Here is a 12,595-nt window from a genome sequence, read left to right as displayed (position 1 = left end):
GCTATAATTCATCGGCTCTGATTCCCAATGCCTGCATGACAGGAAAAGCCAACATATCCCATTTATAAGCTACCGGAGTATCCGGTTCGTTCATTCGGAATTGGACAATCTCCTTACCCTGTACTTCATTCAAAGCATCAGTCACTTTCTTTCCATATTCTTCATTGAAAGATACCAGAATCATTTTTTTCACATCGGCCGAATCGGCTACAATGGATAATAAGTCTAAAAACAAGTCCTCTCTCGACACCATCCCTTCCGACGGAACACTGGCAAACGAATATTCTCCATAAGGGCTTTGAAAAGCAACTCCATTCAACTCTTTCTCCAAGTCAGAAGGCTGGCAATGCGCAAGATTACCTGACTCTTTATCATAAACAAAAAGAAACTGCACTTCATTTTTTCCTTCCGCAATCCCAGCATCCAAAGTCAAATAGGTAGTCAACATCGAAAGATCGATCTCTTGTAAAGAACGTTGCAAAGTCTCTTCGAAGTATCTCTTCATATCCGTAATTACGAAATTCAGGAAAGCAGCATCAATCAGCACCACTGTTTCCGATAATTTTATTTGTGGTTTATCATTCATATCATTAGTCATCAATTAGAAAACAGATTTACTCTCTACTATAGGACAAAGATAAACTTTCTTATCTTCTCCGGAAAGAATATTTAAAAAAAAGAGAAATTATCAGGCTATTACTCAATAAAGAGGCGTACCTTTGGAGAAAATTGACAAATTTATTAAATGGCACGATAATGAATAAAAAAAAGAACCAAACTTCGATCGATCTCGATGCGATTATGACCGAAGTATTAAACTTGTTTACACCCGAAGAACAACAGGAAGTGATAGATATATTAAGCAATAACGGATTAGAAAAAATCTACCAACAAATGGAAGAAGCTTTCTATCACTATCAACATCCGGACTATAGCTCGGAAGCAACCCCCATTGCAGCTTACCTGCAAAGGCTTTGGGATATGCAGACATGCAAAGACTACCCATTTGACGAGTTTAAAAAAGATTGCACGACAGTACTCGCTGCCGAATTAGAAAAAGATTTGCGCAACTTTATCCTACATCTATTCATCCATTATCAAGGACCTCTCGAAAACGCAAAAGAAGAAGACAGACCTTTTAAGTTATGGTATATCTACTGGGCGATGGAACATTACCGAATGGAATCTTCTTTAAATATCATCTTGGAAATAATGCGGCAAAGTCCGACTTTCCTCGCTTCCTATTGCCACCTCGTACAGGATGAAGCTACCATTGCCATCATTTACCAACTCGGACAGCACCAATTGCCTTTGCTATTTAGTTTCATGAATGAAGACGGAATCGCTCCTTTCGGAAAAGAAGATATTTGTAGTGCTGTCGCACAAATTGCCATAACCAACCCTGAACGAAGATTGGAAATTATTAACTGGTTCTGCCAATTATTGAATTCTTATTACGATCGGTTTGAGCGTGGGGAAGATAATAATATCGCGATAATTGACTATATCACAAATACGTTGATGAATATCCGTGCCATAGAAACGTTGCCTATATTGGAAAAAATCTATAAACGATTCAAAATTCCCAATACATTAACGAGAAGAGGAATCAAAGAAATAAAAAAAGAAATGCCACACGCAGAACTGAAGGGATTGGAAGTGGACAGTATGGAAGAACTAATGAACTTATTGAATGAGTTCTTTGCCTTCAATGGGAATAATGAATTTGATGATAACGAATTTGATGAAGAATACGATGACGAGTTTGACGATGATGAATACGACGAATCTTTCTACATTGAAGAACAAACCTCTAAAAAATTCAATATAAAAATTTCTTTGATTAATTCCGACCCGGAAATATATCGTATAGTGGAAGTTCCTTCCAACATCCGTCTGGAAAATTTTGCGGATGTCATAAATACCGCAATGGGGTGGGAAGGCTATCACTTGCATCTGTTTCAAAAAGGGAAAACAATATATACAGCCGATGAATACGGTGATGATCTTTTGTTTGATCCCAATAATACAGTCAACTCCTACTCTCTCTCTTTAGGAGAGATCCTTACCCGAAAAGGCTCACATATTAAATATGAATATGATTTCGGAGATAGTTGGGTGCATCGGATTACTCTGGAATCGCAACAAGCATATAAAAAGGACGAAACACAAGGCATCTTTCTCATAGACGGAGCAAATGCATGTCCACCCGAAGATTGCGGAGGAATATATGGTTACCAAGAGATGTTGGAGGCATTAAAACAACCACACTCAAAAGCTGCAAAAGAATATCGGGAATGGTTGGGAAAGAATTTCAACGCACACAAATTTAATGCGAAAAAAGTAGAAAGAGAGCTTAGAGACTTCCCGATAAGAATCTTCTAACAATTGTTTCTCCACAGAATAGTAAACTTCATTGAAAACCCATCTTATTCTGAAGCCCATCCTATTCTGTGGAGTATATGGTAAATTCGTCAGTCATATCTAGATAAAAAAGGTCATTTTGTCCTTTAACTCCTTAATACTCATGCTATTTTGTCATATTTTTATACTTGGCAAATCTTTTGAGCCCCTTTAGGTGTTATTAAAAACGTGAAATAAGAAAGGAGAACAAAGATATGAACTTTAACAATTTTACCATTAAATCTCAAGAAGCGGTACAGGAGGCCGTAAACCTGGTACAAAGCCGGGGACAACAAGCCATTGAACCTGTCCACATCATGCAGGGAGTAATGAAAGTAGGCGAAAACGTCACTAATTTCATCTTCCAAAAACTTGGTATGAATGGACAGCAAGTAGCTCTCGTGGTCGACAAGCAAATCGACTCCCTGCCGAAAGTATCCGGCGGAGAACCGTATCTAAGTCGTGAATCCAACGAAGTTTTGCAGAAAGCAACACAGTATTCTAAAGAAATGGGCGACGAGTTTGTTTCATTAGAGCCTATCATACTGGCATTGCTGACTGTTAAGAGTACCGTCTCCACGATCTTGAAAGATGCCGGTATGACGGAAAAAGAATTGCGCAACGCTATCAGCGAATTGAGAAAAGGAGAAAAGGTTACATCACAATCCAGTGAAGATACTTATCAATCATTGGAAAAGTATGCTATCAACCTGAACGAAGCTGCCCGTAGCGGAAAACTGGATCCCGTAATCGGACGTGATGAAGAAATCCGCCGAGTATTACAGATATTGAGCCGCCGTACAAAGAACAACCCGATTCTGATTGGTGAACCGGGTACCGGTAAAACGGCTATTGTAGAAGGTTTGGCACATCGTATTCTTCGCGGAGACGTGCCCGAAAACCTGAAGAACAAACAAGTTTATTCACTGGATATGGGAGCACTGGTTGCCGGCGCAAAGTACAAAGGTGAATTTGAAGAACGATTGAAATCAGTTGTCAATGAGGTGAAGAAATCAGAAGGTGATATTATTCTGTTCATTGATGAGATTCACACGCTGGTAGGTGCCGGAAAAGGTGAAGGTGCCATGGATGCCGCCAACATTCTAAAGCCCGCCTTAGCTCGTGGAGAACTACGTTCCATCGGAGCAACAACCCTTGACGAGTATCAAAAATACTTCGAAAAGGATAAAGCATTGGAGCGTCGTTTCCAAATCGTGCAAGTGGACGAACCGGATAACTTGAGTACCATTTCCATCCTTCGCGGATTGAAAGAACGTTACGAGAACCATCATCACGTACGTATCAAAGACGACGCAATCATTGCAGCTGTCGAATTGAGTAGCCGTTACATCACCGACCGTTTCCTGCCGGATAAAGCCATTGACCTGATGGACGAAGCCGCAGCCAAACTGCGTATGGAAGTAGATTCCGTTCCTGAAGAACTGGATGAGATTTCCCGTAAAATCAAGCAGCTGGAAATTGAACGCGAGGCTATCAAACGTGAAAACGATAAACCGAAACTGGAAATTATCGGTAAGGAACTTGCCGAGCTCAAAGAACAGGAAAAGTCCTTTAAAGCTAAATGGCAAAGTGAGAAAACGCTGATGGATAAAATCCAGCAGAACAAGGTTGAGATAGAGAATCTTAAATTTGAGGCAGAAAAAGCCGAACGTGAAGGCGATTACGGTAAAGTAGCCGAAATCCGTTATGGTAAACTTCAGGCTTTGGATAAAGAAATAGAAGATACTCAAAAACAACTGCGTGATATGCAAGGCGATAAAGCCATGATTAAGGAGGAGGTAGACGCTGAAGATATTGCTGATGTTGTTTCCCGCTGGACTGGTATTCCTGTCAGCAAGATGCTGCAAAGTGAAAAAGATAAACTGTTGCACTTGGAAGAAGAACTTCATCAACGTGTAATTGGTCAGGACGAAGCGATTGAAGCGGTGGCAGATGCTGTGCGCCGTAGCCGTGCCGGATTACAAGATCCGAAACGTCCGATCGGGTCATTTATCTTCCTGGGAACCACCGGCGTAGGTAAGACCGAATTAGCAAAGGCATTGGCAGAGTTCCTGTTTGATGACGAAACGATGATGACTCGTATCGATATGAGTGAGTATCAGGAAAAACATAGTGTCTCCCGTCTGGTCGGAGCGCCTCCGGGATATGTTGGATACGATGAAGGTGGTCAGTTGACAGAAGCTATACGGCGAAAACCTTACTCTGTTGTTTTGTTTGACGAAATAGAAAAGGCTCATCCGGATGTCTTCAATATTCTGTTACAGGTATTGGATGACGGACGACTGACTGACAATAAAGGAAGGGTGGTCAACTTCAAAAATACCATTATCATCATGACTTCAAATATGGGCAGTTCTTATATACAAAGTCAGATGGAGAAGTTGCATGGTTCCAATAAGGAAGAAGTAATCGAAGAAACGAAGAAGGAAGTGATGAATATGTTGAAAAAGACAATTCGTCCGGAATTCCTGAACCGTATTGATGAAACGATTATGTTCTTACCATTGAACGAAAAAGAAATCAAGCAAATCGTACTTTTACAAATTAAAGGAGTACAGAAAATGCTTGCCGAAAACGGAGTGGAACTGCAATTGACAGAAGGAGCATTGAACTTCTTATCGCAAGTGGGTTATGATCCTGAATTTGGAGCTCGTCCGGTGAAGAGGGCTATTCAACGCTATCTGCTGAATGATCTATCCAAGAAGTTACTATCACAGGAAGTCGACCGAAGCAAAGCAATTATTGTTGATGCTGACGGAGACGGATTGGTATTCAGAAATTAAAAGTCATCATTCAAATAGAATGGGACTGTCTAACAAGTCTCTAAAATTAAAAATCACTCCTATCAGAGTTTGTTTGAACTCTGATAGGGGTGAAATCGTTAAAAAGAAACATGTTAGGCAGCCCCTTTTTTATATTCCTAAATATGTAATTCGCCGAACTTCCGGTTGGCAGTTCGGATGACTCATCACCAAAACATAAGTGCCCGGTTGGGGTATTTCCATAGTCAATGAAGGCAAAGCAAATTTATGTTTGCCTCTTAGTTCTCCCTGTGAATCGTAAAGGAATACCATTGTACCTGCCAACAAACCTGTCAGGCATAATGTCCCTTTTTCATTGTCCAAACGGACGTTTACTTCTTTATTTGTTATTGTCTCCATACCCAACATTAAAAAACGTTATTCAGCATCCACGAGCTATATTCCCAAGAATGGTGAACAGCGACAAAGATACATAAAAAGCATCATTATTTACAATATAAGTAGAAGATATTTATTATTGCAAAAGATTACCCAAATAATACTAATTTTTTCCTAAACCTACAAGTGTTTATATAAAAAAAACATGATAACCACCTTAAATGATTATCATGTTCTTTATTCCTATTAAATAAACTATACAGATTACTCTGCAACTTCTTCTTCCTTAATCTCTCCTTCCGGTTTGAATTCTGTAATTCCATTAGAAATTAAGATGTTATACCAAGCAACCAATTTCTTAATATCGGCTACATATACACGTTCACGATCAAAATTAGGTAATACTTCAGCCAAGTATTCACGCAATTGTTCGGGAGTCGCTTTTTTCGGATCGATAGAAGCCTGCGCTGATTTTTCTTTCTCTTTTATTGACTCCAACACATCATACAAAGGAACTTCTGCATCGTCCGTGTACATTGCTATATCTGCCAAAGAGATAATTTTTTCATTACCATAAGCAGGGAAACGTTTCTTTTCAGCATTGACTGATTCAACAATCAACATATTTTTTCCTTGCGAAATAAGTTTGTATAATCCCGGTTTACCTGAGATAGACAAGATAGTCTTCAACATAGTATATATCCTTTTATTTATTAATTATTTTTTTGCGGAGCAAAGGTAATGATTATTTTTAGATAGCAAAGAAATAAGCTCCAAAACCTGTGGAATTAACGGTGTTTCATCATCATTCACTATCACGAAATCGGCATGGCTTCTCTTTACTTCATCACTCATTTGAGCTTCGATACGCTTCATCACCAGTTCTCTTGACGAACAGTCCCGCTTTACAGCACGTTCCACTCTCACTTCCAGCGGCGCATATACCATAACCAGAAAATCAACTTCATCCTTAAAACCAGCTTCCACCAGTATTGCAGACTCCATACCCACCAGCAGTTCACTTTTCAACCGGGCAGCCCATTGTCGGAAATCTTCTTTCACTTGCGGATGAATAATCTCATTCACTTTCCGCACATGCTCCTGATGACCGAACATATAAGAAGCCAACAAAGAACGATTCAACTCTCCACCCTGAAACACATCCTGACCAACCAGATCACAAAGCCCCCGGCGAATCACCGGATCTGTCTGTGTAATTCGCTTTGCTTCTATATCTGATATATAGACAGGTATTCCCATTATTTCGAGTAGCCTGGAAACAACACTTTTTCCACTACCAATGCCACCGGTTATGCCAATCTTAATCGCCATTAGAAGTAATTTGTTCTATCAGGAAGTCCACTTGCTCGGGAACAATACGTATTTGATTTATTCCACTTGGAAACGACTTCAATTTAACCGTATATTTATCAGAGCCAAGCTTCAGCAATTCTTCATAAGAGATATTGATGATAAAATCGCTTGCTTTTATACTGCGGAACCGTTTTAAGCCCACTTGAAAAGTAATCTGAACTTTGGAAGGAAAAGTACGTAACACCTTATCTGCCGGAAAATTAACTCCATGTAATGGCACTTCGACCGTTTTCTCCGTATAAATATCCACCGGGAAAGTCATTTCTACCGAAGCCGGAACAAACTTCACTCCTCTTTCAGAAGTCAGCGGAATTCGTCGCCGGGTTGTATCAGATATATTCTCCAAAGTTATATTTTGAGTATATGCAGTTGTTATAGTATCCAAAATTCCTTCCGGAGCATAAACCAATACAGAGTCCGGCTTACAAATGGTGTCAGATACATAATATTGAAGTCCGGCTGTCACTTTCCCCTGAAAACGAACAGGAACCAGCTTGGACTTTCCTTCGGAATAGATATATTCTAATGTATCCGGCTTGATCGATAGGATTTTGGAGGATACATTCAGTTGGCTTAATATTTTTTTCTCAAAGTCGGAAGCATAAATTTTCACATGATTATCTTTTCCTTTATAATCAAGAAAACCTAGATTGACCGGAAAGAAACTTTTCCCCAACATATAATTGAGAAGCACTGTCCCTTTATCTTTCACTCGAACACGAAGTTCGGAAGGAGGTTCCGAAGTCAACACTACATTGTTAGGAAGATCTTTCATTCGCACCGGGATAGAAAACTCCGCTTCATAATCATTATTGAGCGTCTGAAGCAACCAGAATCCACCGGCTATCAGAAAGAAAAATAAAAAAATTAAGAACTCTCTGCTCTTATCACTGAGCAGAAAATCCTTAATTTTCTTAGATAGTTTTAAATATGTATATTTTATATTCCTACGATCAAACATAGGCATTTATTTACCAACTATTTATTTAGACTGATTGCTAGCCGCTGAAGCATCAGCGAATATAGAATTCTTGTCTATTTTAATCTTTACATTAGAAGCAATCTCAAGTACTATATAGTCGTCAGTAATTTCCTTGATTGTTCCGTGGATACCACCTGCAGTAATCACATTCTGATTTACCTGAAGAGATTTACGGAAATTAGCTATTTCTTTCTGCTTCTTATTTTGAGGACGGATCATAAAGAAATACATGATAACAAACATAGCTATCAGCATGATCCACATCATACTTCCACCTCCGGCAGCACCGGCAGGAGCTTGCAATAATACAGTCAATACGTTCATAAATAATCTGTTTTAGTTTCTACTATATGGACAAAGGTATCAGTTTTTAGTCAACTTACCTTCTTTTTTTAATTGATTAACTATTCCATCCAGCGTACCGTTGATAAAGCTACCGCTTTTAGCTGTGCTATACAACTTCGCAATCTCTACATATTCATTTAACGAAACACTGACCGGAATGTTCGGGAAACTAAGAATTTCTGCTAATGCAGTCTGCATAATGATTACATCCATAAATGCGATGCGGTCCAAATCCCAGTTTTTTGTATTCTCACTCACCAAATGACGGTAATAGTCAGAATTCAAAATGGTGCGACGGAACAGACGACGTGCAAACTCCTGATCTTCGTCATCCTTAAATTCCGGAAGCAGTTCCTGGTTGGCACCCTTCTTTTCATCAAAGCGTTTGATTGTTTTCAAGACGAACGTGTCTACAATTTCTTTATCATCATTCCAGTACAGACTCTGGTCTTCCAATACCTGGTCAAGAGAATCATTATTAAAGATGTATGTCTTATAGATTTTTCTCCACAGTTCACGATCAGCTTCGTATGAGTTGTCATCAGAAGCCATATAATCTTTATAGATATCGGTTTCTACAATTTTCTCATAAAGCTCTTTGATAAAATCCTGGTCGTTTGTCCAGGTTCTTTTCTGATTAGCTATAAACTCCGTCAATTGTTTATTGACTTCCAATTGAGCAATAAACTTGTTATCTACGAACTTCCTGTTGGGATACAATTCCTCTGTCGTAGGTGCCAATTTAGCTTTTGCCGCATCAATACGTTTTTGTGCATACTCTGTCAATGCTATCATCAGCATTAACAAATAGTTGTAAAGGTCATACGCCTTTGAAAGACTAAAGAATAACTCTTTCTCCGCTGAGTCTAGATTTTTGCTGCCATTCTGATAATAGGCATATACTATCTGTATAATCTTAAGACGAATAAGAACTCTGTTGATCATAATTCAAATTAATACTGTTGTTATCGAACTGCAAAAGTAGATATTTTTAATGAGTTTCCACTAATAAATCACATTTTTTAATGCAGTATTTGATTCTCTGCGCTTTTTCTTTTGACAGTTTAAAAAAAATATCCAATTTTGAAGCCGATTATAAACGGACCGAAAGATATGGAAGATTTAAAAAAGAAAATGAGCGCAGACATGAATGATAAGGAGATCGTATTCTCCAAGTCCATTAAGGCAGGTAAACGCATCTATTACCTCGACGTAAAAAAGAATCGTAAAGATGAAATGTTCCTGGCTATTACAGAGAGCAAAAAAGTGATAACGGGAGAAGGCGATGATTCTCAAGTTAGTTTCGAGAAACACAAAATCTTCCTATATAGGGAAGACTTTCAGAAGTTTATGGCAGGACTCGAAGAAGCAGTCAATTTCATTGAGTGCAGCGACGCAAACGAATATATCGCCCGCCTGAACATCGAAGCTGATGAAGAAAATGAACGGAAAGCAATCGAAGAAGCCCGGGAAAACAAATTGGAGAGCGAAATTAAGATTGATATTGACTTTTAAGAAAGTAACTCTTTGATATTTCAAAAAAAAGATGTACTTTTGCACCGCTTTTTTGCAACATCGTGTGATAATCCACATCGTGTGATGGTGAATTAAGCAAACTAACTTAATTTAGAGTAACACAATTTTTTAAAGAAATGAAATCAATTGAAGTAAAAGGAACTGCAAGAACAATTGCAGAACGCTCTTCAGAACAAGCAAGAGCTTTGAAAGAAATTCGTAAAAACGGTGGTGTACCTTGTGTACTTTACGGAGGTAATGAAGTAGTTCACTTCACAGTGACTAACGAAGGACTTCGTAACTTGGTTTATACTCCGCACATCTACGTTGTAGACCTGATTATCGATGGCAAAAAAGTAAACGCTATCCTGAAAGATATTCAGTTCCACCCGGTAAAAGATACTATCCTACACGTTGACTTCTATCAAATTGACGAAGCTAAACCTATCGTAATGGAAGTTCCTGTACAATTGGAAGGTCTTGCAGAAGGTGTGAAAGCCGGTGGTAAACTTGCACTGCAGATGCGTAAGATCAAAGTGAAAGCTTTGTACAATGTAATTCCTGAAAAGTTGACCGTTAACGTTTCTCACCTGGGCTTGGGTAAGACTGTTAAAGTTGGCGAATTGAGCTTCGAAGGTCTTGAACTGATTAGTGCAAAAGAAGCCGTTGTATGTGCTGTTAAGTTGACTCGTGCAGCAAGAGGTGCAGCAGCAGCCGCTGGTAAGTAATTGAGATTATCCCTGTAAAGAGATATACTTCAAACGCAGATTAATGCAGATTAAAGCAGATGTTCAGTCTGCATTAATTTGTATTAATCTGCGTTTCTCTTTCTATATTAATGAACTGTTTTACGGAAATACGATGATAAAATACTTAGTTGTCGGACTGGGAAACATTGGTCCCGAATATCATGAAACGCGACATAATATCGGATTCATGACAGTAGAAGCATTGGCTAGAATCAATAACGCTCCTCCTTTTATGGATGGACGATATGGATTCACTACCAGCTTTTCTATCAAAGGACGCCAGTTGATTTTGCTTAAGCCATCGACTTTTATGAACCTAAGCGGACTGGCCGTTCGCTATTGGATGCAGAAAGAAAATATTCCATTGGAAAATGTACTGATCGTAGTAGATGATCTGGCTCTTCCCTTTGGAACTTTACGCCTGAAGGGAAAAGGGAGTGATGCAGGACATAATGGATTGAAGCATATCGCCGCTATTCTGGGCACTCAAAACTATGCCCGCCTGCGATTTGGTATCGGAAATGATTTTCCACGTGGCGGACAGGTTGATTATGTACTCGGACACTTCACTGACGAAGATTGGAAAACAATGGATGAAAGACTGGAGATGGCAGGGGAAATTATAAAAAGTTTCTGTCTCGCCGGTATTGACATCACGATGAACCAGTTCAATAAAAAATAATAGACTAGTCCTATAAAAATAAAGATAGCAATGAACGGTTAGCGATAAATGACAACGTCAACTGATACTAACCAACGAATTGCTTATCACTAAACAACTAACTAAAATGGCCGAAGCAAGAATAGATAAATGGATGTGGGCTGTCCGCATCTTCAAGACACGTACGATTGCAGCAGAAGCCTGCAAAAAAGGACGTATTACCATCAACGGTTCTCTAGCCAAAGCTGCCCGTATGATAAAACCGGGAGACGTTATTCAGGTGAAGAAACCGCCTATCACTTATTCATTCAAGGTATTACAAACTATTGAAAAACGTGTGGGAGCCAAACTTGTATCGGAAATGATGGAAAACGTAACTACTCCCGATCAATACGAACTGCTTGAAATGAGTAAAATCAGCGGATTCGTAGACCGTGCACGTGGAACCGGACGTCCGACCAAGAAAGATCGTCGGGAACTGGAAGAATTTACAACTCCGGAGTTCATGGATGATTTCGACTTTGATTTCGATTTTGACAGTGAAGAATAATAAATGGGAATTTAGCGGTTAAATGAGAATTTAGCGGGTTAAATTGTTGGTTTCATTGTTAGTTATCTCTTAATTTAGCTTCTATCTCTTCTATGGTAGGCATGGTACCTTCCACTTTTTCGGGATAAAACTTCTCCAGATCATATTCGGAAATACCCAAAGGTTGGCTACTTGCCTCCAAAGCATACTGAGCTTGTATGCGGTCTTTCTCTTTGCAAATCAGTAAGCCGATGGTTGGGTTATCCCTTCCTTCCTTACGCAGCAAATGATTGCAAGCTACCACATATCCACCTAATTGACCGATGTCGGCAAAAGCAAATTTACCGATCTTTACCTCTACCACTACATAGCAGGAAAGCGAAAGATTATAAAAGAGCAAGTCGATAAAGTTTTCCGTTTCGCCTATTTCTAAACGATATTCTTTGCCCACATAAGCGAAACCCGTACCCAGTTCAATCAGGAATCGGGTAATGTTATTCAGTAGAGCATCTTTGAGCAACCGTTCATTGTAACGCCCAGTTATACCCGTGAAAGCAAAATTGTAGGGGTCTTTGGTCAACTCCTGTGCAAGGTCGCTCATCGCGTCAGGCAATGTTTTTGTAAAGTTAGTCAGTGCCTTGCCCTGCCGCTCATAAAGGTCGGTGCTAATGAAATTGAGCAGCATACTACGACTCCAGCCGTTCTCCACCGTCTGGTGAACATAGAACAGAGCTTTGTCTATATCGTCTTTCACTTTATCCATTATCAAACAATGGTGTCTCCATGGGACTTCAAATATTCCACCAACTTGGTGGAATAATTCCGTTTCATTTTTTCCACCAAGTTGGTGGTAAAGTTTTCAGAGCATCCTTGTAT

Annotated in this window: 13 protein-coding genes and 1 pseudogene; 6 read left to right on the top strand and 8 right to left on the bottom strand. The window is 39.3% G+C overall.

What is annotated here, in order from left to right:
- Window position 1: 1 nt before the first annotated feature.
- Window positions 2-586: a DUF6621 family protein gene (locus HMPREF0106_RS08955; RefSeq protein WP_009040390.1), complete on the bottom strand. Its 585-nt coding sequence runs from the start codon at window positions 584-586 to the stop codon at window positions 2-4.
- Window positions 587-756: 170 nt separating this feature from the next.
- On the opposite strand from HMPREF0106_RS08955, the gene HMPREF0106_RS08960 reads away from it, so the two are divergent.
- Together HMPREF0106_RS08960 and clpB are read left to right on the top strand one after the other, a co-directional pair.
- On the top strand, window positions 757-2,385 hold the full coding sequence (locus HMPREF0106_RS08960; protein WP_009040389.1) for a plasmid pRiA4b ORF-3 family protein: 1,629 nt from the start codon (window positions 757-759) through the stop codon (window positions 2,383-2,385).
- 233 nt (window positions 2,386-2,618) lie between these two features.
- Window positions 2,619-5,207: an ATP-dependent chaperone ClpB gene (gene clpB / locus HMPREF0106_RS08965; protein WP_004313964.1), complete on the top strand. Its 2,589-nt coding sequence runs from the start codon at window positions 2,619-2,621 to the stop codon at window positions 5,205-5,207.
- Window positions 5,208-5,336: 129 nt separating this feature from the next.
- On the opposite strand, the gene HMPREF0106_RS08970 is transcribed toward clpB, so the two are convergent.
- From HMPREF0106_RS08970 to nusB, 6 genes are all read right to left on the bottom strand, one after another.
- On the bottom strand, window positions 5,337-5,594 hold the full coding sequence (locus tag HMPREF0106_RS08970) for a hypothetical protein (protein WP_004313966.1): 258 nt from the start codon (window positions 5,592-5,594) through the stop codon (window positions 5,337-5,339).
- A 234-nt stretch (window positions 5,595-5,828) separates the two neighbouring features.
- Window positions 5,829-6,257: a DUF5606 domain-containing protein gene (locus HMPREF0106_RS08975; protein ID WP_004313967.1), complete on the bottom strand. Its 429-nt coding sequence runs from the start codon at window positions 6,255-6,257 to the stop codon at window positions 5,829-5,831.
- Between the two features lie 24 nt (window positions 6,258-6,281).
- Window positions 6,282-6,896 (bottom strand): dephospho-CoA kinase, encoded by a 615-nt coding sequence (coaE, locus tag HMPREF0106_RS08980; protein WP_004313970.1) that lies wholly within the window; start codon window positions 6,894-6,896, stop codon window positions 6,282-6,284.
- The gene (locus HMPREF0106_RS08985) at window positions 6,886-7,899 is read right to left on the bottom strand and encodes a CdaR family protein (RefSeq protein ID WP_004313972.1); all 1,014 of its coding nucleotides are present in this window, start codon (window positions 7,897-7,899) and stop codon (window positions 6,886-6,888) included. Before HMPREF0106_RS08985 ends, coaE begins: the two co-directional genes overlap by 11 nt.
- A gap of 21 nt (window positions 7,900-7,920) precedes the next feature.
- The gene (yajC, locus tag HMPREF0106_RS08990; RefSeq protein WP_004302063.1) at window positions 7,921-8,244 is read right to left on the bottom strand and encodes a preprotein translocase subunit YajC; all 324 of its coding nucleotides are present in this window, start codon (window positions 8,242-8,244) and stop codon (window positions 7,921-7,923) included.
- Window positions 8,245-8,283: 39 nt separating this feature from the next.
- Window positions 8,284-9,210 carry a transcription antitermination factor NusB gene (nusB, locus tag HMPREF0106_RS08995; protein ID WP_004313974.1) on the bottom strand — a complete coding sequence of 309 codons (927 nt, stop codon included), beginning with the start codon at window positions 9,208-9,210 and terminating at the stop codon, window positions 8,284-8,286.
- Window positions 9,211-9,378: 168 nt separating this feature from the next.
- Between nusB and HMPREF0106_RS09000 the strand changes: the two genes are divergently transcribed.
- The 4 genes from HMPREF0106_RS09000 (at window position 9,379) to HMPREF0106_RS09015 (ending at window position 11,740) form a co-directional block, all read left to right on the top strand.
- Window positions 9,379-9,780, top strand: coding sequence for a PUR family DNA/RNA-binding protein (locus HMPREF0106_RS09000; protein ID WP_004309787.1), 402 nt, complete (start codon window positions 9,379-9,381; stop codon window positions 9,778-9,780).
- A gap of 137 nt (window positions 9,781-9,917) precedes the next feature.
- Window positions 9,918-10,508 (top strand): 50S ribosomal protein L25/general stress protein Ctc, encoded by a 591-nt coding sequence (locus tag HMPREF0106_RS09005; RefSeq protein ID WP_004309786.1) that lies wholly within the window; start codon window positions 9,918-9,920, stop codon window positions 10,506-10,508.
- A gap of 136 nt (window positions 10,509-10,644) precedes the next feature.
- Window positions 10,645-11,211 carry an aminoacyl-tRNA hydrolase gene (gene pth, locus HMPREF0106_RS09010; RefSeq protein WP_032811507.1) on the top strand — a complete coding sequence of 189 codons (567 nt, stop codon included), beginning with the start codon at window positions 10,645-10,647 and terminating at the stop codon, window positions 11,209-11,211.
- A 106-nt stretch (window positions 11,212-11,317) separates the two neighbouring features.
- Window positions 11,318-11,740, top strand: coding sequence for an RNA-binding S4 domain-containing protein (locus tag HMPREF0106_RS09015; protein WP_008021285.1), 423 nt, complete (start codon window positions 11,318-11,320; stop codon window positions 11,738-11,740).
- 58 nt (window positions 11,741-11,798) lie between these two features.
- On the opposite strand, the pseudogene HMPREF0106_RS09020 reads toward HMPREF0106_RS09015, so the two are convergent.
- Window positions 11,799-12,595 (bottom strand): annotated as a pseudogene (locus tag HMPREF0106_RS09020) (PDDEXK nuclease domain-containing protein); the annotation flags it as partial.

The organism is Bacteroides sp. D22, from assembly GCF_000163675.1.
GTDB classification, from domain to species: domain Bacteria; phylum Bacteroidota; class Bacteroidia; order Bacteroidales; family Bacteroidaceae; genus Bacteroides; species Bacteroides xylanisolvens.
This window is presented reverse-complemented; position numbering and strand designations above follow the sequence as displayed.

What these genes read in the sequence shown, in the direction of transcription:
- HMPREF0106_RS08985 (WP_004313972.1), bottom strand. Translation starts at nt 7,899, where the DNA reads ATGTTTGATCGTAGGAATATAAAATATACATATTTAAAACTATCTAAG.
- HMPREF0106_RS09000 (WP_004309787.1), top strand. Translation starts at nt 9,379, where the DNA reads ATGGAAGATTTAAAAAAGAAAATGAGCGCAGACATGAATGATAAGGAG.
- HMPREF0106_RS08970 (WP_004313966.1), bottom strand. Translation starts at nt 5,594, where the DNA reads ATGTTGGGTATGGAGACAATAACAAATAAAGAAGTAAACGTCCGTTTG.
- HMPREF0106_RS08955 (WP_009040390.1), bottom strand. Translation starts at nt 586, where the DNA reads ATGAATGATAAACCACAAATAAAATTATCGGAAACAGTGGTGCTGATT.
- clpB (WP_004313964.1), top strand. Translation starts at nt 2,619, where the DNA reads ATGAACTTTAACAATTTTACCATTAAATCTCAAGAAGCGGTACAGGAG.
- HMPREF0106_RS09005 (WP_004309786.1), top strand. Translation starts at nt 9,918, where the DNA reads ATGAAATCAATTGAAGTAAAAGGAACTGCAAGAACAATTGCAGAACGC.
- HMPREF0106_RS09015 (WP_008021285.1), top strand. Translation starts at nt 11,318, where the DNA reads ATGGCCGAAGCAAGAATAGATAAATGGATGTGGGCTGTCCGCATCTTC.
- HMPREF0106_RS08960 (WP_009040389.1), top strand. Translation starts at nt 757, where the DNA reads ATGAATAAAAAAAAGAACCAAACTTCGATCGATCTCGATGCGATTATG.
- HMPREF0106_RS08975 (WP_004313967.1), bottom strand. Translation starts at nt 6,257, where the DNA reads ATGTTGAAGACTATCTTGTCTATCTCAGGTAAACCGGGATTATACAAA.
- coaE (WP_004313970.1), bottom strand. Translation starts at nt 6,896, where the DNA reads ATGGCGATTAAGATTGGCATAACCGGTGGCATTGGTAGTGGAAAAAGT.
- yajC (WP_004302063.1), bottom strand. Translation starts at nt 8,244, where the DNA reads ATGAACGTATTGACTGTATTATTGCAAGCTCCTGCCGGTGCTGCCGGA.
- nusB (WP_004313974.1), bottom strand. Translation starts at nt 9,210, where the DNA reads ATGATCAACAGAGTTCTTATTCGTCTTAAGATTATACAGATAGTATAT.